Origin of the sequence: Micromonospora sp. NPDC049230 (assembly GCF_040647875.1) — a bacterium.
Taxonomy (GTDB): domain Bacteria; phylum Actinomycetota; class Actinomycetes; order Mycobacteriales; family Micromonosporaceae; genus Micromonospora.
On sequence record NZ_JBEZCZ010000020.1, the window covers coordinates 44,854 to 65,994 of the forward strand.

Consider the following 21,141-nt stretch of genomic DNA (forward strand, 5'->3'; position numbering starts at 1 on the left):
TCACCGAAAACAGGCAGGAACGGTGTCACCGATTCCCGCCCGTGAACTCGCCTGGCCCATGAGGCTCGACCGAGGTCTCCTTACAGAGACGCGAACGAGCGCGTCACAAGACACCCCGGAGTTCCACCTCATGACCGCCGTTGTCAATGAAGCTGCGACTGACACGCTCGACGTGGCCATCGTCGCCGCCAGCCCGCTCATGCTCGCCGGGCTGGCGCACTCGATCGACGAGATCGCCGGCTTCCGGGTCGCGGGCAAGTTCGAATCGATCACCAGCTTGCCCAACGATCCGGCGCCCCCGATCGTCGTCATCGACCTTTCCGGCAAACCCGCCAACGACCAGAGCTTCTGGTCGCTGTTCCCCGTCGGCAGCCGGGCGGTCGCCCTTTGCGGCCCTGACAAGACACCCAACCTGATAATGGCCGCTCCGCACGGGCTGCATGCCCTCATCTCGCGGGGCAGTGACATCCACGAGTTGGAGACCGCGCTCAACGCCGCCACCGCCGGCGCGCTGTACATCTCGCCTGACCTTCGCGAACCGGCGGTGAGCGCGGCCACCGGCCCGAGCCGACGCCATGAGCTGACGCAGCGCGAGCTCCAGGTGCTTCAGCTCCTAGCCCACGGCATGACGCACGGGCAGATCAGCCGCGAGCTGGGCCTCAGCGAGACGACCGCGAACACCTATGTGAAGCGGATCCGCCACAAACTGCACGTCGGCAACAAGGCCGATCTGACGCGCCGGGCCATCGAGCTCGGTTACGTCCCGACCTGATCGGTGCGTGCCGACCTGCCGGGTCACACCGGCAGGTCGGTGCTCACCGAGACCGTCCAGCCCGCCTCCAGCTCCGCCACGCGTGCGGCAAGGGCAGCGTGCACCGCAAGATAGGCGTCACTGCCGAGCACCACACGTCGTGGTGCCGGGACCGCTGAAGCGGCGTCGAGGATCGCCGCGGCGACCTGCGCCGGATCGCTCTGCACCGAGGCGACGAGGCGGCCACCGTGCGCGTCGAGATAGCGGCGGATGCGGCCGATCGGGGTCTCCGCGTATTCCGGCGCCGGGAACGCGATCGACGTGGCGGCTGCGTAATCGGTACGGACATTGCCCGGCACGACCATCATCACCTCGACGCCGAACGGCGCCACCTCGGCCGCGAGGGACTCGAAGAAACCCTCGGCGCCCCACTTCGAGGCATGATGGACGGACCCCCCGGGCAGGCCCACCTCGGCCTCCAGACCAGTCGTCTGAATGATGCGGCCCCCACCCTGCCTTCGCAGGTGGGGCAGGGCCGCCCGGACCAGGTGGATCGGCCCGGTCAGGTGCAGGGCGATCTGGTCGGCGATCATCTCGTCGGAGAACTCCTCGGCGGCGCCGAAGGCCTTGCGGCCGGCGTTCGAGAAGAGGACGTCGATGCGACCGAGTTCGGCGAAGGCCCGGTTCACCACATCGCGCACCGCCACGGCGTCGGTCACGTCCAGGGCCGCGGTCCACAGCGTCGCCGGGTGCTTGCGAACCAGCTCGGTCAGCTTCTCCGCGCAACGCGACGTCGCCGCCACCCGGTCTCCCCGGGCCAGCAGGCGTTCGACGACCGCCCGGCCGATACCCGACGACGCGCCGGTGACGAACCAGACGGCCATTCTCGCTCCCCTGATGTGCGGCACGACGAATTCAGCGCCATTGGGCACCCGCGTGCAGACGCAGGGCGCAACCCCTAGTTCATCTAGGATTTGTGAAATACGCCACTGTCCACCGGGCGGGTTTCGCGGGGAAGCTCTCTGGTCGACCAAGGCGAGCCCGGCAGTAGACTTACCCGTTGGTACGAACGGCGGGAGACGCTCTTGTCACACAACATCGAGACCCCCCGGCGACTTCGGTCCGATGGGGAGCGGAGCCGTCGTCTGATCCTGCATGCCGCGACCGGCCTCGCCACCGTCGAAGGCCTCCGCGGTCTGTCGATCGCCGACCTGGCCCGGCGCACGGGCATGAGCAAGAGTGGCTTGTTCGCCCACTTCCGCTCCAAGGAGGAGCTTCAACTCGCGACTGTTGCCGCCGCGGCCGGAGAGCACGACGTCCTGGTGGTTCAACCCGCTCTGCGCGCACCGACGGCGCTCGGGCAGCTTCAGGCGGTCTGCCACAACTTCCTCGAACTGGCCCAGCGGTCCGAGGGCGGCTGTTTCTTCGCTTCGGCCTCGGCTGAGCTCGACACCCATCCCGGCCGGGTCCGCGACAGCATCCGCAGGTTCGACCGCGAGTGGATGACCCTACTGACCAACCTCGTCGCGCAGGCGCAGGCCGCCGGTGACCTGCCCGACGACCTCGCTGCCGCACAGCTCGCGTTCGAGGTTCGTGCGCTGCTCCATCTGGCCAACACGGCATACCAGCTGCACGGCGACAAGTCCGTCATCGACACCGCCCGCCGAGGTCTCGGTCGGCGCCTCGGATGCCTTGGCCGTACACCGGATTGAGCGAGCAGAGGGTGCCACCCACCACGATGAACCCTTCCGGAAAGTCACGGACGAGGTCGAGACGGTTCCAGCGATCGGCCGGATCCGGTTCAGGTGCGCGGGCCCCAGCGGCACTCCCGGACGAATCAGGTGGGACGGGCCGCCGGACGTGAGCCGATCGGCGACGGCCAGCAGGCCGCTGTCGTCGGAGGTGAGGGTCGCGCCCGCGACGCCGGCGATCATCAGGGTGCATCGGTTGTCTTCCTCGGCGGGAACCGTTCCGCCGTAATGCGGCAGTCCGGGCCGGCCCGGTTCGATCGTGCCGATCCTCCCGCCGAGATCCTGGTCGTCGCGACGATAGGTGCGCGAGAGGTAGGTGACGTCGACCTCCAGTTCCTCGACCGGCACGACCGGATAGCCGAAGTCGGCCAGCCAACGCGGCGACCGGGTGCCGCGGCCGGACGCGTCCACGACGAGATCGGCATCGCCTGGCTCCGAGCGCCCCGTCTGACCCCGAAAACGCGGACCCGTCACCCGCTTCCCGTCCCCAGTCGCCATCAGATGCTCGACGACCGCGCCGGTCACGAACCGGACTCCGGGTAACGCGGCGATTCGCCGACGGATGCACAGTTCGAGGATCGGCCGGAAGACCGACATGGTGAGCAGACCGGCGATGGAGCCGCCGACGACGTAAGCGTTGGTCGTTCGGGCCACGATGTGCATTCCCTCGGGTCGGTCCGGGCCAAGGTATCGGTCAGTTCAGATCGGCCAGCGCCGCACGAACCGCGCGCAGGGCGTAATGCACCCGGGACCGCACGGTTCCGGCGGGGATGTCGAGGCGCTCGGCTGCCTGTTCCACCGTCATCCCCTGCGCGTAGAGCTGGGTGAGCAGTAAACGCTGGGCCGGGCGGAGGTCACGAAGCGCGCGTCGCAGCGACTGACCGGCCAGCACGGTTCCGGCGGTGTCGTCCGGCCGGGCCATGTTGGCCGCGGCGGTCAGGCTGACTTCGGTGGGACGCGCCTTCCGGCGGCGTGCCGCGTCGATGGCGGTCCGGCGGCCCACGGTGAACAGCCAGGTCCGCAAGCCCTTCTCGTCGGTCGGCAAGCGGTCGCCGCTCCGCCAGGCTCGGACCATCGTCTCCTGGAGGAGGTCTTCCGCGGAGTGCCACTCGCCGTTCGTGAGGCCCAGCAGGAATCGGCGAAGCACCGGGCCGTGCTCGGCGTAGATCTCCGCGAGCCGACGATCGTCCATTGTGGACGTCCTGGGGTAAGTCGTTTCGATGGTCAAAGCTCCACCTTTCGATGGGCGCGGCCGAACGGGTCCGTCCCCTCATCGCGGAGTCGAAACTCCGAAATTAGTACGACCGATCGTGCTAACTAGCAGACGGTGTTCGCCCTACTTCGAACGAACAACCCGTCGGCCAACGCGCCACTGACGGCCACCACCCGGACCCGGGTACGGGTCTCGGGTCGATGCTGATCACATGTGGCACGGTAATCCGCCGTGCGCGTCTCGCCAGGCTCCTCTTCGGTCGTCCCCAGTCCAGAAAATGAAGTCATTGACGGGGACGACCCCGAGGCCCGCGGTGACGTGGAGCGGGACCTGCCGTGCGGGCCCACCGATGCCGAAACCCCTGGTCACAAGCGAGTCCGCAGGCATGAGCGGATGTCAGAAACCGAACCCTCACCGGCACAACGAGCCGCCTCCCGGCTCGGACAACTCGGCGTCTGCGTCACCGACTGCGACGAACACCACTTCCCGAACCGGCCCACCGCGGCGAAAAACGCCAGCCCTCCGCCGCTGCCCGTGGACATACGCGGCACCGGAGGACTGGCGCGTTCGGGGTGTCGCTCAGGCGCCGCTCGCGCCTGAGCTTCGGCAAGTCGTCAGACCGTCACGCCTTGCCAGGCTGGTCGCTGTTCTCGATCGGCACGCCGATCAGCGAGCCGTATTCGGAGAAGGACCCGTCGTAGTTGCGGACGTTCTTCCTGCCGAGCAGCTTGGCCAGCACGAAATAGGAGAACGAGGAACGCTCCCCGATGCGGCAGTAGACGATGGTGTCCTTGTCGTTGTCCAGACCCGCGTCACGATAAAGCTGCGCCAGCTCTTCGTCGGACTTGAACGTGCCGTCCTCGTTGGCCCCCGTGCTCCACGGAACGTTGATCGCGGTCGGCACGTGGCCCGGCTGCTGCGCGGCCTCGTTCTGCAGGTGCGCCGGCGCGAGCAAACGGCCGGAGTATTCCGCGGGGCTACGGACGTCGACAAGGTTCTGCACGCCGACAGCCTGCACGACCTGATCCCGGAAGGCGCGGATCGACAGGTCGGGGGCCTGTGCCCGATAGTCGGTGCGCGGGCGGTGCGGTATGTCCGTGGTCCACTGACGGCCCTCCAGGTCCCACTTCTTGCGGCCGCCGTCGAGCAGCCGGACATCACGGTGACCATAGATCTCGAAGCACCACAGTGCCCAGGCGGCGAACCAGTTGTTGTTGCCGCCATAGAGGATGACCGTGTCGTCGTTGGCGATGCCCAGGCGGGACAGCAGCTCCGAGAAGCCTTCCTGGCTGATGATGTCGCGCCGGACCGGGTCCTGGAGGTCCTTCTTCCAGTCCATCTTCACCGCGCCCCGGATGTGGCCACTGTCGTAGGCCGTGGTGTCCTCGTCGACCTCGACGAAGACCACTCCCGGTGTATCCAGGTGCCGTGCAGCCCAGTCGGTATTGACGAGCACTTCGTCGCGAGCCATTGCTTACTCCTGACCAGTTGACATTCGATACTCACACGCAGAGACCGGCTACTCACTCAATAAATGTGATGCCGATCACTGTGACGAAACCTGTTTGCCGGACACCAGGTCGGCCGCACGCTCGGCGAGCGCGTACACGGTGGCGTCGGCGTTGGCGGACACCACGGAAGGCAGCACCGAGGCGTCCATGACACGCAGCCCCCCGTCACGCCGCGCACCTTCAACTCCCGGTCCACGACCGAGTTCTGATCGTCGCCCATACGACGGGTCCCGGCGTAGCATCGGTGCTGACGGTCGAGTTGGGCCGGACGGCCGGCGCCGGCAGGTAGGCGTCCGCCGCGTCGGTCCGCACCCCGCCGGAGACGGTCAGGCCAACCAGGCCGAACCCGGTTTCGAGTCCACTGCTGAGGTCGTGAGCCGCGGGCTGGCCTGCCTGCGCGGCCGCTTCGAGAAACGGCAGGGTCAGTGGATGCGGCTCCGCCGCCGGTCCGACCGGCACCGGACCGGACCGGACATCCCCCGCACAAGGGGATCGTATTGATCCTGCGACACCTCCCGGTCCTTTCCGCACGACCCGGGCTCGGCGGTCCCCGCACGTTCAATCCTGAACAATGCGAGGCGACGCCCGCGTCACCATGCTTCCGGAGGCTGGTGCGGTAATTCCTCCGACCCCGGAACGTGTAGTCACCGAAGAGAAACCCCAAACTCGTCTGTGTCCTAACCGATGACCGCCAACCGCAGCGACCGGGTCGCATAGTGCAAGCGGGAGCGAATGGTTCCGACCGGTACCTGCATCTGGTCGGCGACCTCCTGCGTGCTGAGATTCCGGACATAGATGTCGTGCAGGACCCGGCGGTGCGCGGGTCCCATCGTGCGCAGTGCCGAGAGGAACGAGTCGTTGGCGACGGCCGCCGACGCGGTCTGATCGCCGACGGTCGCACGGTCGACGGCCAGGGCGGTGAACACCTCGACCGGCCTGGCCTTCCGGCGACGGACCTGGTCGATCACCAGGTGGTGAGCGACCGTGAAGAGCCAGCGGCGGCTGTCGTCGTCCCCCTCGGGCACCCGGTCGATGTGGCGCCAGGCGCGAATAAGGGTTTCCTGCACGATGTCCTCGGCGTTGTGGTGCTGGCCCGAGATCAAACCCTGAACGAAACGGGTTAGCGGCCCACGGTGGGCCGCCAGCAGCTCCTTGAGCCTCTCAGCGGCCACGTCTTCGACGGTCTGTGGTGACATCGGCACTTCCTCACGCTCGCGACCAGGGCGGATCTTCCTGGTCGAAGCAGACGCTAGGAAGCCGCCACCCACGTGATCGTGAACGAAAAGTGAAGGCACCGACGGTCGCGGTAACAAAAGCCGACCGGAACCATGAAACCCCAGCTCAAGCGACATCTCGGTGGAGGCTGCCGAGAGCCCCTCTGTGAGTGAACGCACACGCGGGCGCAGAGTTCAATCCCAACCCCCGCCAGTCAGGGCAACCCCCTCAGCTTCGCGTGATTGGCCTGGACCATTCGCAGGCCGGCATGCCGGAACAGCAGTTTGCGGGCCAGCGCGGGAAGGTTCCGGGCCCGGTCCCGGCGATGGTTCTGCGCCATCACGAAGCGGACCCGAGGCGAACGACGTTCGCGATAACGCTCGAGCAGTCCGGGGATCCGTCCGGCGTCGTCGACGCCGCCGAGCAGTTCGGCCAGGACGACCGCATCCTCCAGGGCCAGCGCACCACCCTGCGCCATGCTGGGCGAACAGGCATGGGCGGCGTCGCCGATCAGAACCACGCGATCGCGCACCCAGTCATCGCCGCTGATCTCGTGCAGCGCGGCGAAGTGCGCCGGAGTATCCCCGGACAGCACCCCCACCGCCGGCTCGCCGAAATCCGCGAACAGGTCGCGCCAGGAACCGGACGGCTCCTCTGGGGTATCGCTGTCGATCGAGGCGTACACGTAGGCGCGTCCTCCTCCCAGCGGCACCACCAGCAGGCTCCGGCCACGGCTGCCCAGCATGGCTGTCCACGTATGGGGAGACTCCGCGGCGACACCGGTGACCTCCGTGACGAGTCGCCAGCAGACCTGGCCCAGGAAGGTTGGCTGCGTCCGCGGAAAGACCGCCTGCCGTACCACCGAGTTGATGCCGTCGGCCGCGACCACCAGGTCATACCGAGCCGTCGCGCCGTCGGCGAACGACACCGTCCCGTCCGGGTCGACCGTCCGCACCGCTGTGCCGAAACGCACGTCTACCCCGTCCAGCAGGATTTCGTGCAGATCGGCCCTGGTGATCGCCAGGCACTCCCCCACCTCGCCCCACACGGTGTCGACCGCATAGTCGGTGAGAACGTGCCCCGACCGGTCACGGATCTGCTGCCACGCGATCGCCTGAGCAGACTCGGACAGAGGCCCGGAAAGCCCGAGGCCATCCAGGACCCGGACCGCATTGGCGGGCAGATAGAGCCCCATGCCCTCGGTCTGCGGCGCACCATGTCGTTCCACGATCTCAACGTCTGTCCCTCGGCGGGCCAACGCGCGTCCGGCCGCCAGACCGGCGATTCCCGCGCCCACCACCAATACCTTTTTTTGCATAGCGGACATACTCCTTGCCCGCCTTGGTCGGAAAACGCCGGCCCGGTTTTCCGTCGGGCTTCTCATAATTGCTGAACGACGGGGAAACCGACACGTCTGCGCCGGGGGCGGCCGCCAGGCGGCCCGCCCCCGGCGGGCTCACCTGAGCTGCAGCGCCGTCCGGTCGTTGGCGGGACGCGAGCCGAAGATCCGCCGATCCTCCTCGGCGATTCGCAGATCGTTGATGCTCGCCTCCCGACGCCGCATCAAACCCATGTCGTCGAACTCCCAGAGCTCATTGCCGTAGCTGCGCCACCACTGACCGGAGGCGTCGTGGAACTCGTACTGGAAGCGGACGGCGATGCGGTCGCCGGTGAAGGACCACATCGACTTGCGCAGCGCCTAGTCGAACTCCCGGTCCCACTTGGCTCGCAGGAACGTGATGATGGCGGGACGTCCGGTCACGAAGGTGTCGCGGTTACGCCAGATCGAGTCCTCGGTGTAGGCGAGCGCCACCCGTTCGGGATCACGGGTGTTCCAGGCGTCCTCAGCGGCCTGCACCTTGGCAAGCGCCGACTCGGTGGTGAACGGCGGCAATGGTGGCCTCATCAACTTCTCCTCAACTGGAGCACCTTCGTCTCCGGCGCGCGCCAAACGCAGGAACGTGGTGGAAATTCATTCGGAGGACGAGTGGAGGCCGGTCCGGGTACACCGGACGTGCGGTCGCCGTTCCACTTTCCCGCGAGGCCGGCGAGGGCGTCGAGCCAGTCGCGCGTCACATCGTCGCGATCGGTCGCGCCGCGCGTTGCGGCCGTGCCCCGGGCGGCCTCCTCAAAGACGGTCAGGGGTCTCCGCCCGGTCGCTCGACCAACAGCCACGACTGGTGAAAGCGACCAGCCGGGCGAAGACGGTGCCGGCCGCCGCCGCGATCAGGCGGTGGTGGCTGACGAAGGTGTCGTTCGCCGCCGGTCCCCAGCCGGGTGGCCAGTGCACGTCAGGGTGGCTCTCGGCACTCATGCGGTCCAGGGTCTTGGACGACGGCCGGCACGGCACCCGTCACCTGACTGCCAAGAAGTCTATTCGATCGAACGGCCACTGTTCGGTGCCGGGCACTGACAACGCCGTTTCGAAAGCTGCCGGACCCGACTCGTCGTCCGAGGTCAGTGCGGACGCGGCCACGGTCAGCAGGGCGAGCCGCGGCGAGATCCGGGGCAGCCCACTGGTGCGCATGGCCGCGTCTACCAGGTCGACCGCCGAGAACAACGCGGTCGGCCGATGGGCCGCGAGTTGCCCGGAGGGCTGAGCCGCGCGGCGTTCTGCTGGGCGCTCTCGTAGTCACCCGCACTGACGTCGGAGAACCCCCTGGCGTGCAGGGCATGTTCGGTGACGCCCAAGGCTTGATGAGCCACGGCCCATCGACTGATGTCGGCGGTGAGCCGACGCGCGGCCGCTACCTGACCGCGGCCGGCCGCGACCATGCTGTGTATGTATCGGAAGTACCAGTCGAAGGACAGCAGACCGCGTTCGGTGCAGATGCGAATCGCCTCGACGGCGGGCAGCGCCGCTTCGTCCCAGCGACCGGCGTAAAGCGCATCGGTCGCCAAGTGGGTGAGGCCGGTGAGATTGTGCCGAGCCGATCCTGATCAGCTGGTTGGGATCGTCGCCCGTGACGGCAGCCGTGATCAACTCGTCGGGCACGCGCATGTCCTCGTCCGTTGACCGTCTTCACCGCCTTCGTGGCGGTCATTGCTGCCCGGTCGCTCGCCCTGGCCAGGCGCGGCTGAGCGGTCAGCCGGCGCGGACGAAGCCGCGCGAACGGGAACGGTGCCTCACCCGATCGGGGTGAGGCACCGTTCCCGTCCGGCTCAGGCCGCCGCGGCAGCCTCGAGGATGAGGTCGCCCACCTCGGTCGGGTGCGAGACGAAGACGGCGTGCGACGCGTTGGGGATGCTGACGGTGGTGACCGCCTTGGCCCGCTCGGCCATGAATCGGTGCACGGCGGCCGGGATGTTGTTGTCGGCCTCGGGGATCAGGAACCAGCTCGGAATCGACTGCCACGCCTGCGAGCCTTCGGCGGCCTCCTCGAGCGCGGCCGAGGTGATCGGCCGCTGGTTGGCCGCCATCACTCGGGTGACCTCGCCCGGCACGTCGGCCGCGAACTGCGCGTGGTATAGCTCCTGGTCGACGTAGACGTCCTCGCCGCCGTCCGGCAGCTTCACCGGGCGCAGCGTCTGACCGAGCGTGCTGCCCGGGAACTTGGCGGCGAGGGTTGCCCCGCTGTCGCCGGCTTCGGGCGCGAACCCGGCCACGTAGACCAGCTTCTTGACGTTCTCGGCGCCGGCCGCTGCCTTGCTGATGACCATGCCACCGTACGAGTGGCCGACCAGGACGACCGGTCCCTCGATCGAGTCGAGCAGAGCCCTGATGTACGTCGCGTCGTACGCTACCGAGCGCAGCGGGTTCGCCGCCGCGATGACCCGGTGTCCCTCGTCCTGAAGCCGGGCGACGATTCGGTCCCAGCCTCCCGATTCGGCGAAGGCCCCGTGAACGACAACGATCGTCGGCTTTCCGTTACTCGACATGACGCGGCCCCTGTCAGCTGGTGATCGTGCGGTTGCCTGGAGAACGCGCCCGGGGCTCTCTTCTTCAACGGCGTGCCAGGCGTCACACCGAGGAGCCGCGGAGCCCGGGGGTGCGACCGGGCCCCGTGGGTCGGTCATGACCGGAAGAACTCCAGCAGGTCGGCGTTGATGACCTCGTGGTGCACGGTCGGCATGCCGTGCGGGTAGCCCGCGTAGGTCTTGAGCGTGCCGTTCTTGAGCAGCTTGGCCGACAACGGAGCCGAGTCTGCGTAGGGGACGACCTGGTCGTCGTCGCCGTGCATGACCAGAACGGGAACGCTGATCTTCTTGAGATCCTCGGTCTGGTCGGTCTGGGACCACGCGACGATGCCGTCGTAGGCGGCCTTGGCGCCGCCCATCATGCCCTGGCGCCACCAGTTGCGGATGTTGGCCTCGGACGGCTCGGCACCGGGACGGTTGTAGCCGTAGAACGGCCCCGAGGCGATGGACAGATAGAAGGCGGACCGGTTCGCGGCCAGCTGGGCCTGCAAGTCGTCGAAGACGCTCTTGGGCTGGCCGCCGGGGTTGCTCTCGGTCTGCAGCATAAGCGGCGGGATCGCCGACATGATCGCGGCCTTGGCGACCCGCGACTCACCGTGCCGCGCCAGGTAACGCACGACCTCGCCACCAGCGGTCGAATGTCCGACGTGGATGGCGCCCTTGAGGTCGAGATGTGCGGTCACGGCGGCCAGGTCGTCGGCGTAGTGATCGAGGTCGTGCCCGTCGCTCACCTGGGCCGAGCGGGGGCTTCACATCCCGAGGCGTACGCGGCGGAACGCTGAGAATTCAGTCCGGGTGACCAACCGCACTCCGGCCCGTGCGTACACCATGTCGTTCGTCACCCGGATCGAAGTCTGGCCGCGGACGTGCGTTAAGGGGGGCATGTCAGTCGTCTCCGTCAAAGATCTCGAACCTCAGCTCGCCGCGAACCGCCGATACTGGACTGGTTGGGCCAAAGCTGATCCCGACACCGATCTGCCCCTGTACCGCACCGGCATCGAGCACCCCCTGCTCAACGGGTTGCTCCGCGTTCGTGGCCGGTCCCTGGACGAGGCCGCCGCGCAGGCCCACGACAGTCTCGACGGATCGGTGTGGAGCTGGTGGGTCTCCTCCGACAGCGACGCCGGAACAGCGGACGGTCTGATCGCCCGGGGAGCGGAACTCACCGGCGAGATGCCGGTCATGGCCGTCGACGTCGATGAGGCCATGAGTTTCGATCTTCCTGACGACCTCGAGATCCGCACGGTCGTCGATGAGCACGAGATGCGGCAATACGTGCGGGCGTACTCCGGTCCGCTCGGTTTCCGCCCCGAGGACGAGGACTCTCTGGTCGCCCACGAGCTGAACTTCGGCTTCCCCGGGGTGGTGCGTCTGGCCGGCGTCATCGACGGCCGGACAGTCGGCACCTGCACCCTCTCCCTCGGCGCCGAGGTGGCCGCCCTCTACTTCGTCGCCACCGACCCGGGGTACCGCAAGCGCGGCATCGCCACGGCGCTCTCGGTGGAGTCTCTCCGGCTCGCCCGCGAGGCGGGCCGGCGCATCGTGACCCTGCAGGCCAGCGAGGAGGGTGCCCGGGTCTATCAGCGAGTCGGCTTCGAGACGGTGGGAACCTACCGGACCTTCAAGCTGCCGAACTGAGTAGGCCGCTGCTGATTTCCTGTCTTCCACGACAGACCTGCTGAACGACCGTAGGTTCCGGGCGTCTGCGCCGTGGCGGTCCGGCAGATGCGCGCCGGCGCAAGCAGAGGCAGACGTGGCGCAGCGATGTCCAGCAAGAAGATCATCGCGGTGACAGGCGCGACCGGCTCCCAGGGTGGGTCGGTCGCGCACGCGCTCGGATGCCCGTCATCGACGGCCGCTACCAGGTGCCGCACTTCGACGTGAAGGGCGAGGCCGACTCCCCGTTCGCTCGGTCCGGGGTCCCCACCACCCATTTCCAGGTGTCGTTCCACTGGAGCGCCGCGAGCTGGTCCGGGTGACGCAGCAGCGCCAGCAGGCCGTTGCCGATCAGGTTCGCCGACGTCTCGTGGCTGGCGATCCAACCCCTGCTTAGCACCAGTCACCTAGGGGGTATCTGGTGCGACCAACTTGCGTACGCGGGGAATGACCTCCGTCCCGTACAGCTCGATCGTCCGCAGCAGCGCCGGGTGGGGCAGCGCGCCGGTGGAGAACTTCAGGTCGAAACGCTGGACGCCGACCTCGGCGATCGTCCTGGCGATCTTGCGGGCCACCGTCTCGGGCGAACCCACGTACCAGGAGCCCTCGTGCACCTGGTACTCGAAGTCTTCCCTGCGCAGGGGCGGCCAGCCGCGCTCGGCGCCGATCCGGTCCATGGTGGCGCGCGCGTACGGCCAGAGCGTCTCGAAGGCCTCGTCATCGGTCTCCGCCACGAAACCGGGCGAGTTCACCGCGGCCGGCAGGCGCTCGTGGCCGGCCTGCTCGAGTGCTCGGTGAAACAACTCGACGAACGGGGCGAAGCGCGCGGGCCGCCCACCGAGAACGCCCAGGATTACCGGGAAGCCGAGGCGAGCGGCCCGCACCACCGACTCCGGGGTACCGCCGACGCCGACCCAGGTGCGGATCCGGCCCGATTCGGTCTTCGGAAAGACCTGTTGGTTGTCCAGCCGCGGCCGGACCGAGCCGGACCAGGTCACCGGACCTTCGGTGAGCAGCCGGGCCATCAGCTCGGCCTTCTCGGAGAACAGCTGGTCGTAGTCCTTCAGGTCGTAGCCGAAGAGCGGAAACGACTCGGTGAAGGAGCCGCGCCCGAGAATGATCTCGGCCCGGCCGCGCGAGATCGCATCGAGCGTGGCGAAGCGTTCGAAGACCCGCACCGGATCGTCGGAGCTGAGCACCGTGACGGCGGTGCCGACCCGGATCCGTTCGGTGCGGGCGGCAATGGCGGCCAGGACGATCTCGGGCGCGGAGACCGCGAAGTCGTCCCGGTGATGCTCGCCGACCCCGAACGAGTCGACACCGACCTGGTCGGCGAGCACCGCCTGCTCGACGATGCCACGGATGACCTGGGCGTACGAGAGTTTCCGCCCCTCCTCGTCGACCGTGAGATCCCCGAAGGTGTTCAGTCCCAGCTCCACACCGTTACCGCGTGTCATGCCGTCCCCTCCGTCCGGCGCTTCCATGTCCGCGCCACCGCCTGACAGACGCGGGGCGGGCCAGGACCTTCACCCCCGGAGGTATGACCTGCCCCTCCCTGCTCAGACGAGGATCGCCTCGGCGCCTTCGTCGTCGGCCATCTCTCGTCGCGGCGGGGCCGTCCGGATCCCCTTGATGGGACGCTCGGACCGGTAGCGCGCGGGCGACAGCCCCGTCACTCTCTTGAAGGACCGGACGAAGGCCCGCTCCGAGCCGAAACCGAACTCCGCCGCGACCGCCGCGACCGTCCGATCGGTGGACCGCAGCCGTCGTCCCGCCATCTGCACGCGCCAGCTGAGCAGGTATTCCAGCGGGGCCAGCCCGACCACGGTGCGAAACCGCAGCGCGAAGGCGCTGCGCGACATCTGCACCTCACTGGCCAGCTCAGCCACCGTCCACTGTCGGGCGGACTGCTGATGCAGCAGAACCAGCGAACGCCGCAACCGCTCGTCACCGAGTCCGCGGAGCCATCCCGTCGGGCCTTCTCCGGGCTGCGCCAGCACGGCCCGCAACGCTTGCACGACCAGAGCCTGCGTCAGATATCCGCGGAGGGCGCCGGTGCCCGGGATGCCAGCGGTCGTCTCCTGTGCCAGCAGCTCCAGGATCGGCCGGAGCGCCCCGGCCTCGGGCCGGCCGACCCGGATGATGGAGATCTCGGGCAGATGATCGAGAAGCAGGGCCGCGGTGTTCTCGTCGAACGCGACGGCGCCGCTCATCGCGGACGTGCGGCCGGGCCGTCCGGGGCTGACGTTGTAATAGACGGTGTCCGGCCAGGCGGCCTCGAACACCGCGGTGCCGTCTTCCGGCTCGAGGTTCGGGTCGCTGCCGACGATGTAGGGCAGTCCGCTGGAGAGCAGATAGCAGTCCCCGCGCCGCAGATGGGCCGGCTCGTTGCCGGCGGTCCGCAGATACATCTCGCCGGCGAGCACGGCACCGACGCGGATGTGCCGGCACTCGGTGAATCTCAGCGACCAGTCACCGTCCACCTCGATGCGGCAGGGGTGGGCGACTTGCATATCGAGCACTTCGATGATGTCGGACAGGGTGTCCACGGCTCGCTCCGGTTCAGATCGTCAATGCGTGGAAGTCCCGCAGGAGTCGGATCACCCGACAAACTTCCGCGTCACACACGCAGATGAGCGGACGTTGTTCAGCCCCGTGGCTGTTCGGAGATGAGATTCCGCGCACTCCCTGGGCGGCCGAGGGCCTCGTCGAGTGAGAGCTGTCACGCCCACGTCGCAGATGCACCAATCGCGGCGGTAACCGGACAGACTGCGTTGATGACCAGCACTCCCCTCCGCGTCGGGCTGCTCGGCGCATCCCGGATCGCCCCCGCCGCCGTGATCCGACCCGCTCGGAAGACTCCCGGCGTCACCATCGCCGCGGTTGCGGCACGAGACGATCGGCGGGGCCGCCGCTACGCCACGAAATACGACATCCCGACCGTGCACGACGACTACCAGAGCCTGATCAGCGATCCCGCCATCGACGCCGTCTACGTGCCCCTCCCAAACGGTCTCCACGGGCAGTGGACGATCGCCGCGATGCGGCAGGGCAAGCACGTCCTGTGCGAGAAACCGCTCACCGCGAACGCCGCCGAGGCGCGCGTCGTCGAGGCGGAGGCTCACGAGTCGGGCTCGGTCATGATGGAGGCGGTGCACTATCGCTACCACCCCGTCGCACTCCGGATGATCGAGATCGTGCGATCGGGCGAGATCGGCGCTCTGCGGCACGTGGAAGCTGCCCTCTGCGCTCCGTACGCCCGTTTCTCGGACATCCGCTACCGTCTCGACTTGGCCGGGGGCGCGCTCATGGATCCCGGTTGCTACGCGGTGCACATGGTGCGCACCGTGGCCGGCGCCGAGCCCGAGGTGGTCTCGGCCCGGGCCGAACTCCGCCCGAGCGGCATCGATCGTGCCGTCACCGCCGAACTCGCCTTCCCGGGCGGCGTCACCGGACGGATCGTGACCTCGCTCTGGTCGTCGGACCTGTTCCGGCTCAGCGTCCGGGCGGTGGGCGAGCGCGGTGAGATGCGCGTGTTCAATCCCCTGCTCCCCCAGCTCGGCCACCGCATCGTGACCCGGGTGCACCGCCGTGCCCGCCGGGTGGAGCATTTGACCCGGCGGCCGAGCTACGCCTTCCAGCTCGACGCGTTCGCCGCCGCGGTCCGCGACGGAACTCCGGTGCTGACGAACGCCACTGACGCCGTTCGCACCATGTCGGTGATCGATGCCGTCTATGACGCTGCCGGTCTGCCGCGGCGTCAGCCTGTCCCCGTCCCGGCGTCGTAAAGCCCGATCAGCCGCCGGTGTATCTGTCGGAGTTCGCCGCGCTCGCCGCGACGGCCGTCTCCGGCGCGCAGCGACGCGAGCAGGTGTGGGGGCGTGTCCTCTCCGAGCTCGGCGCTCTCTGCCGGGCCAGCCGGGTCGAGATGGTGCAGCTCGGGTCTGACTCGATAGAGTTCGTGGCCCTCTGGTCGGCCGACGGCGAGCATGAGGAGCCGCCCAGCCGGTGGTCGATGAGCCAGACGACGATGTCGACTCAGCTCGCCCGCGTTCGAGTCCCGGTCCGCGTCGACGACTGGACGTGTGTGGAGGGTGACCTGGCCGCGATCCGCGAGCGGGTGCCGGCGGCCGGGTCGGTCCTGGCACCGGTCTTCCTCGACGGCAACCTCTGGGGCGCGGTGGTCGTCGACTGCCCGATCGGCGAGATCCTCCCGCCGGACACCGAACGCCGCGCCGCGGGCTTCGCGCTGGGTGCGCGGCATGAGCGAGGACACAGCTGGCCCGGTTGAACCGCCACCTCGCCTGCTCGTTTGCGCGGACGAACCAGACACAGAAGGAGGTCCGATGATGAAGCTCTACTCCGCCCTCGCCCGGGCCCTCGCCGGCTACCGCGTCGACGTCATGTTCGGCCTAATCGGTGACGCGAACCTGTTCATGGTGCACAGCTTCGTGCACGAGCAGGACGGCCGGTACATCGGCGCTGTCCACGAGGCAGGCGCGACACTGATGGCCTTCGGCTACGCCGACCTCACCGGCAAGCTGGGCGTGGCCACGGTCACCCACGGCCCCGCGCTCACCAACACCCTCACCGGTCTGGTCGAGGGCGTCCGCGGCCGGGCCCCGATGCTCCTGATCGCCGGCGACACCGGAACCCGCAGCCGGACGAACATCCAGGACATCGCTCAGCGCGATGTCGTGCTGCCGACAGGGGCGGGTTTCGAACAGGCCCGTACGCCCGACACCGCGCTCGACGACCTGGCCATCGCGATCCGCCGGGCACTGGTCGAACGCCGCCCGGTCGTCTTCAACGTGCCCTCGGACTTCATGCAGGCCGAGGTCGAGTTCCACGAGGTGCCGCTGGGCCTGCCGGAGGAACAGAGGATCCAGCCCGACCCGGCCGCCCTGTCCCGAGCGGCCGACCGGATCGGCGAGGCAGTTCGGCCTGTGGTGCTGGCCGGGCGGGGCGCGATCGCGTCCCACGCCGCCGTGCTGCGTCTGGCCGAGCGAATCGGAGCGCCGGTGGCGACCACGCTCAAGGCCCGTGATCTGTTCCGCGGCGAGCCGTTCGCGCTGGGCATCACCGGCGGTGTCGGCACCCCCGCCAACCAGGAGATCATCGAGTCGGCCGACCTGGTGATCAGCTTCGGTGCGGGCCTCAACCCGTACACCACCCGCAACGGCACACTCACCGCGGGCGACCGCGTGCTCACGGTCGACACCGACCCGCAGGCCCGGCCGGACGTGCTGGCCGATTCCGGTGCCGCCGCGGACGCGCTCGTCGATCTGCTCGACCGCCGCAGCACACTGCCCACTGTCTTCCGCAGCACGGTCACCCCGGCCGTCGATGAACTGGGTGATCGCCCCTCGACCGCGCCCGGCACCGTCGACGTCGAGATCGCGCTGCGCCGCCTCGACGAGGTGCTGCCCGCCCACCGCGTAGTGGTCAGCGACGGCGGTCGTTTCATGATGGAGTCGCTGCGCTTCATCAGCGTCGACGACCCCCGCGACTTCGTGCTCCCGGCCAACTTCGGATCCATCGGCCTGGGTATGGGTACGGCGATCGGGGCCGCGGCGGCCGACCTTTCTCGAACGACGGTGATGGTCTGCGGTGACGGCGGTTTCATGCACGGCGGGATCACCGAGTTCTCCACCGCCGTGCGCGAGGATCTCGACCTGATCGTGGTGGTGTGCAACGACGGCGGCTACGGCGCCGAGCACATCCAGTTCGTCCGGCGCGGCCTCGATCCGGGGCTGTCCTTGTTCGCCTGGCCCGACCTGGCCCGGGTCGCCGAGGCCCACGGCGGCGAGGCCTTTACCGTGCGCGACACCGACGACCTCGAACAGGTCTCGAAGGTGATCGCCAACCGCAACCGCCCGCTGCTGATCGACCTGCGCCTCGACGTCGAGCACATCGCCTCGATGCCGTCGCACGGCTGACCGGCGAGGCCCCGCCGCTCATCTGCTGTAACGGTGTTTCACGCCGATCGGGAAGTTCTCGGGATCACCCACCGGCCGGAACCGGACGGCCGGGGTCTGCCGGGCAGCCGAGACGTAGTGGGCGAATTCGCTGTTGCGACGGACGAGGTGAGCCCGGATGGCCTCGGCCACCGCAGCCTCCCGTCCGTCGCCCTCGGAGCCGGGCGCCAGCTCCACGGTGACGTCGAGGTACCGGTCACCGTCGACGTCCTCAGGGGTCCGCAGGACGAACCGGCCCGTGGTCCATGCGGCGATCTCCGGCCGTTCCAGCGCCTCACTGACGTTCTCGGGATAAATGTTCGCCCCAAAGAGGGAAACGGCGAACATCGATCGCCCGAAGAGGTGGACGAACGGTTCCCCCGGCATCGCCGGGTCCTCCCCCGCCAGCGGCGCCAAATCGGCGTACGGGGTGATGCCGCCGGCATCACCGATGGCGTACCGGATGAGCGGCGCGGCACCGTCCGCGGTGAACAGCAGGGTTCGGTCCACCTCCTCGAAGTACCGGTGGGCCGGGTCGTACTGCGCCAGGGTCGGCAGGCGGTCGTCGCCGAACAACGCCCGTGCCCGTTCCGGGTCGTCGGCGAGACGCCGGCGGACCCGGACCGTCGCCGGCGTCTCATTGGCCAGCACACCGCCGTCCGCGGTTCCGTAGAGCGCCACGGTGCCGGACACCGGATCCGCGATACCCGCGCGCTCGGCGACCAGATCACGCCACCGCTCGCTGAAGACCTCCCCGGCCAGCACCAGCTTGATCCGGCGAGCGGGCCAGTCGATCGGCCGGGCGAGCCCCGCGTCGATCACGTTCTTGACGAACGGCGGATAGCCCAGAAGGACCACCTGGTCGAAGTCCGGCCCGAGCGCCTCGACGACCCGCAACGCCTCCTCGACGACGTTTCCGGGCGTCGCGACCGTGACGCGCAGACCCCGGGCGGCCAGGTGCCGACAGGCGGCAGCCGTGTACATACCCCCGATCCAGTTGCCCAGTGGGAAGCAGACCACCGCGAGGGTGCTGAGCTCGTCCGCACCGAAGATCCGGAAAACCCGCTCGAGCCGGGCGGTGCCGGCCAGCTCATCGGCCAGGGAGCGGGGCCAGATCGTCGGCGGACCGGACGACCCGGACGACAACGCCACCGCCGCACTGTGGTCGAGTGATCCGCCACGGCACCGGTCGGCCAACCTGTACACCCGAAGATAGTTCTCCTTGCTGATCGTCGGCAGCCCGCGGAAGTCGTCCATCGTTCGTATTCCGTCCGGGTCGACGCCACGCTCGGCCAAAAAGTGGTGATAGGCGGGGACGGTCCGCGCGGCATCGCGGAACAACGCGATCGGTTCCATATCAGCAAAACCTCACTTCGATGTCTCGGGGATCGGGGATCAACAGACGCAACCGGCACAACTTCTTTCGGGGATCGGGGGTGTGAGCCGCACCGCCACCTGAGTCAAGCGCCGTTCGTGCGTCGGCATCGATTACGAGCACGGCGCGGAACTCGTCACCGCACGAGCGGACGGTGAGGGAATCGTGAGCGCGGGCACCGTCGGGACGCCACAGGTACTGATGCTCTCGGGCATCGGCCCGGACGCCCACCTGCGGGAGCTCGGCATCACCACCGTGGTGGATCTGCCCGGCGTCGGCGCCAACCTGCACGACCATCCGATGACCGGCATCGTCTACGAATCCGCGCGGCCGGTGCCGCCCGGCGCGAACAGTCACGGCGAGGCACAGGGCCTCGCCCGCCTGCACGGGCAACACGTCCAGCTCATGATGGTCGACGTCCCGCTGCGCGCCCCCGGCCTGGACGGGCCCGCACCCGGTGCGGGCTACACCATGGTCGTGTCGTTGATGACGCCCCGCAGCCGGGGCCGGCTGCGGCTCGCCGGCGCCGCTGCACAGGACGCGCCCCTGGTCGCCCCCCGCTACTACACGGCACCGCAAGACCTGGAGGCCGCTGCGGACGGCCTGCGGCTCGCCCGAAATCTCGGTGAGTCGGCCGCCCTGGCCGACTGGCGGGGCAAGGAGGTTCAGCCGGGCCCGGGAGTCACCGACGGCCTCGGTCTGCGGGCCTACGCCCGGCGCAATCTGCGGACGTACGACCATCTCGTCGGCACCTGCAGGATGGGCCACGACGAGAACGCCGTGGTCGACGAGATGCTGCGGGTACGTGGTGTGGAGGACCTCCGGGTCGTCGACGCGTCGGTGATGCGCCAGCGGAGGTAGCCGTCGATGGCGGTTTCCTGTTCGGTGTGGGTGCGGTGGTCCGCACTAGGGCCAGGGTCACAGCAACACCTCGGCCAACCTGGTGATCTCGCCGGGGTCGGCCAGGCCGGGGTTGAGGATGACCTCGTCGGCGCCGAGTTCCTCGAACATGCGGACGGTCCGACGGATCCGGTCGGCGCCGAGGGCGACATTGTCGGCCAGCATGGTCGCGATGCGGTCGCCCGTGTTGCGGTAGTAGTCGTAGACATTGTCCCGCGCGGCCCTCTCGTCGCCCAGCGCGAAGTACGCCGTCGCGGTCAGCCTCGGCCTCCCGGCACGCCCGGCGTCGCGCCACGCGGCCCTCGCCGCGTCGAAAGCCTGGGCGACCATCGGCGGTGGCACCGACGAGGCGACGTAGCCGATGCCGTGCACGGCCATGCGGGCGAACGAGGCGGGCGCCCGTCCACCGAACATCATCGGGACCTGACGAGTCCCGGCCGGCACGGCGGGATTGGGGCCGCCGCCGACCGGACCGCCGGACCACACCTGCCGGTAGGTCTCGAGGTCGGCGTCCAACCGCCGGCCGAGGCCCTTCTTCGGAAGCCCGCCGACGGTGAAGTCGTCGTCGCGGGTGCCGAGCCCGATGCCGAGTGTCAACCGGCCGCCGGACGCTCCGTCGATACCGGCTACCTCCTTGGCGAGCAGGACGGCGGGCCAGGCCACGCCGAGCAGGATGTTGGTGAGCAGGCCGATGCGGCGGGTCGCCCCCGCCGCCACGGCCAGGGCCACGGTGTCGGCCACGCCCGGATAAGCGACCCGGCCGAGCGTGCCGAGCGTGGCGAAGCCGGCCTCCTCGGCCCGAGCCGCCCACGGCCCGATGATCGTCGGGTCGACGTCGCGTACCTGGTTCGGGATACCTATACCGATCTGCATCAGAGTCCTTCGGAGTGGCGG

General features: G+C 68.8%; 22 protein-coding genes and 3 pseudogenes. 8 read left to right on the plus strand and 17 right to left on the minus strand.

The annotated features are described in order from the left end of the window. Positions 1–130 precede the first annotated feature (130 nt). The gene (locus AB0A95_RS18385) at positions 131–772 is read left to right on the plus strand and encodes a response regulator transcription factor (RefSeq protein ID WP_357556929.1); all 642 of its coding nucleotides are present in this window, start codon (positions 131–133) and stop codon (positions 770–772) included. A gap of 23 nt (positions 773–795) precedes the next feature. Here the strand turns inward: AB0A95_RS18385 and AB0A95_RS18390 are convergent, their stop codons facing one another. Continuing rightward, complete coding sequence (locus AB0A95_RS18390; protein WP_357556930.1) at positions 796–1,785, minus strand: SDR family oxidoreductase; 990 nt, start codon at positions 1,783–1,785, stop codon at positions 796–798. 51 nt (positions 1,786–1,836) lie between these two features. Between AB0A95_RS18390 and AB0A95_RS18395 the strand changes: the two are divergent. Then, a pseudogene (locus AB0A95_RS18395) lies at positions 1,837–1,977 on the plus strand (hypothetical protein); the annotation flags it as partial. 282 nt (positions 1,978–2,259) lie between these two features. On the opposite strand, the gene AB0A95_RS18400 reads toward AB0A95_RS18395, so the two are convergent. The 11 genes and pseudogenes from AB0A95_RS18400 to AB0A95_RS18450 all read right to left on the minus strand — a co-directional run bounded on the left by AB0A95_RS18400 (position 2,260) and on the right by AB0A95_RS18450 (position 11,090). After that, positions 2,260–3,156 carry a hypothetical protein gene (locus AB0A95_RS18400; RefSeq protein WP_357556931.1) on the minus strand — a complete coding sequence of 299 codons (897 nt, stop codon included), beginning with the start codon at positions 3,154–3,156 and terminating at the stop codon, positions 2,260–2,262. Between the two features lie 40 nt (positions 3,157–3,196). Further along, positions 3,197–3,694, minus strand: coding sequence for a sigma-70 family RNA polymerase sigma factor (locus AB0A95_RS18405; protein ID WP_357556932.1), 498 nt, complete (start codon positions 3,692–3,694; stop codon positions 3,197–3,199). A gap of 643 nt (positions 3,695–4,337) precedes the next feature. Beyond that, a complete protein-coding gene (locus tag AB0A95_RS18410; RefSeq protein WP_357556933.1) occupies positions 4,338–5,186 on the minus strand; it encodes a sulfurtransferase in 849 nt (282 codons plus the stop codon). 75 nt (positions 5,187–5,261) lie between these two features. Further along, positions 5,262–5,375 (minus strand): GMC oxidoreductase, encoded by a 114-nt coding sequence (locus AB0A95_RS18415; RefSeq protein WP_357556934.1) that lies wholly within the window; start codon positions 5,373–5,375, stop codon positions 5,262–5,264. 528 nt (positions 5,376–5,903) lie between these two features. Next, a complete protein-coding gene (locus AB0A95_RS18420) occupies positions 5,904–6,578 on the minus strand; it encodes a sigma-70 family RNA polymerase sigma factor (RefSeq protein WP_357556935.1) in 675 nt (224 codons plus the stop codon). A gap of 77 nt (positions 6,579–6,655) precedes the next feature. Then, the gene (locus AB0A95_RS18425) at positions 6,656–7,759 is read right to left on the minus strand and encodes an FAD-dependent oxidoreductase (protein WP_357556936.1); all 1,104 of its coding nucleotides are present in this window, start codon (positions 7,757–7,759) and stop codon (positions 6,656–6,658) included. 138 nt (positions 7,760–7,897) lie between these two features. Further along, positions 7,898–8,347: pseudogene (locus AB0A95_RS18430) on the minus strand (nuclear transport factor 2 family protein). Positions 8,348–8,569: 222 nt separating this feature from the next. After that, positions 8,570–8,755 (minus strand): hypothetical protein, encoded by a 186-nt coding sequence (locus tag AB0A95_RS18435; protein ID WP_357556937.1) that lies wholly within the window; start codon positions 8,753–8,755, stop codon positions 8,570–8,572. A 221-nt stretch (positions 8,756–8,976) separates the two neighbouring features. Further along, on the minus strand, positions 8,977–9,342 hold the full coding sequence (locus AB0A95_RS18440; protein WP_357556938.1) for a hypothetical protein: 366 nt from the start codon (positions 9,340–9,342) through the stop codon (positions 8,977–8,979). Positions 9,343–9,603: 261 nt separating this feature from the next. Next, entirely contained in the window at positions 9,604–10,320 is a 717-nt protein-coding gene (locus AB0A95_RS18445) for an alpha/beta hydrolase (protein ID WP_357556939.1), read from the minus strand. A gap of 134 nt (positions 10,321–10,454) precedes the next feature. Further along, complete coding sequence (locus AB0A95_RS18450) at positions 10,455–11,090, minus strand: alpha/beta hydrolase (RefSeq protein ID WP_357556940.1); 636 nt, start codon at positions 11,088–11,090, stop codon at positions 10,455–10,457. Positions 11,091–11,241: 151 nt separating this feature from the next. On the opposite strand from AB0A95_RS18450, the gene AB0A95_RS18455 reads away from it, so the two are divergent. After that, a complete protein-coding gene (locus AB0A95_RS18455) occupies positions 11,242–11,997 on the plus strand; it encodes a GNAT family N-acetyltransferase (protein ID WP_357556941.1) in 756 nt (251 codons plus the stop codon). 220 nt (positions 11,998–12,217) lie between these two features. Here AB0A95_RS18455 and AB0A95_RS18460 read toward each other — a convergent pair whose 3' ends face one another. The 3 genes from AB0A95_RS18460 to AB0A95_RS18470 all read right to left on the minus strand — a co-directional run bounded on the left by AB0A95_RS18460 (position 12,218) and on the right by AB0A95_RS18470 (position 14,564). Then, positions 12,218–12,415, minus strand: a complete 198-nt coding sequence (locus AB0A95_RS18460; RefSeq protein ID WP_357556942.1) for a hypothetical protein — start codon at positions 12,413–12,415, stop codon at positions 12,218–12,220. A 7-nt stretch (positions 12,416–12,422) separates the two neighbouring features. Then, positions 12,423–13,472: an LLM class flavin-dependent oxidoreductase gene (locus AB0A95_RS18465; protein WP_357556943.1), complete on the minus strand. Its 1,050-nt coding sequence runs from the start codon at positions 13,470–13,472 to the stop codon at positions 12,423–12,425. A gap of 102 nt (positions 13,473–13,574) precedes the next feature. Then, the gene (locus tag AB0A95_RS18470) at positions 13,575–14,564 is read right to left on the minus strand and encodes an AraC family transcriptional regulator (protein ID WP_357556944.1); all 990 of its coding nucleotides are present in this window, start codon (positions 14,562–14,564) and stop codon (positions 13,575–13,577) included. Positions 14,565–14,792: 228 nt separating this feature from the next. On the opposite strand from AB0A95_RS18470, the gene AB0A95_RS18475 reads away from it, so the two are divergent. From AB0A95_RS18475 to AB0A95_RS18485, 3 genes are read left to right on the plus strand one after another with little or no spacing between them, the layout of a single operon-like run. Then, a complete protein-coding gene (locus AB0A95_RS18475; protein WP_357556945.1) occupies positions 14,793–15,803 on the plus strand; it encodes a Gfo/Idh/MocA family oxidoreductase in 1,011 nt (336 codons plus the stop codon). A gap of 17 nt (positions 15,804–15,820) precedes the next feature. Then, positions 15,821–16,306 (plus strand): hypothetical protein, encoded by a 486-nt coding sequence (locus AB0A95_RS18480; protein WP_357556946.1) that lies wholly within the window; start codon positions 15,821–15,823, stop codon positions 16,304–16,306. Between the two features lie 55 nt (positions 16,307–16,361). Continuing rightward, a complete protein-coding gene (locus tag AB0A95_RS18485; RefSeq protein WP_357556947.1) occupies positions 16,362–17,954 on the plus strand; it encodes a thiamine pyrophosphate-binding protein in 1,593 nt (530 codons plus the stop codon). An 18-nt stretch (positions 17,955–17,972) separates the two neighbouring features. Here AB0A95_RS18485 and AB0A95_RS18490 read toward each other — a convergent pair whose 3' ends face one another. Continuing rightward, positions 17,973–19,328: a phenylacetate--CoA ligase family protein gene (locus AB0A95_RS18490; RefSeq protein ID WP_357556948.1), complete on the minus strand. Its 1,356-nt coding sequence runs from the start codon at positions 19,326–19,328 to the stop codon at positions 17,973–17,975. Between the two features lie 121 nt (positions 19,329–19,449). On the opposite strand from AB0A95_RS18490, the pseudogene AB0A95_RS18495 reads away from it, so the two are divergent. Both AB0A95_RS18495 and AB0A95_RS18500 read left to right on the plus strand, forming a co-directional pair. After that, a pseudogene (locus tag AB0A95_RS18495) lies at positions 19,450–19,635 on the plus strand (GMC family oxidoreductase N-terminal domain-containing protein); the annotation flags it as partial. A 12-nt stretch (positions 19,636–19,647) separates the two neighbouring features. After that, a complete protein-coding gene (locus AB0A95_RS18500; RefSeq protein WP_357557009.1) occupies positions 19,648–20,208 on the plus strand; it encodes a GMC oxidoreductase in 561 nt (186 codons plus the stop codon). A gap of 57 nt (positions 20,209–20,265) precedes the next feature. Here AB0A95_RS18500 and AB0A95_RS18505 read toward each other — a convergent pair whose 3' ends face one another. Continuing rightward, positions 20,266–21,120, minus strand: a complete 855-nt coding sequence (locus AB0A95_RS18505; RefSeq protein WP_357556949.1) for an LLM class flavin-dependent oxidoreductase — start codon at positions 21,118–21,120, stop codon at positions 20,266–20,268. Positions 21,121–21,141 lie beyond the last annotated feature (21 nt).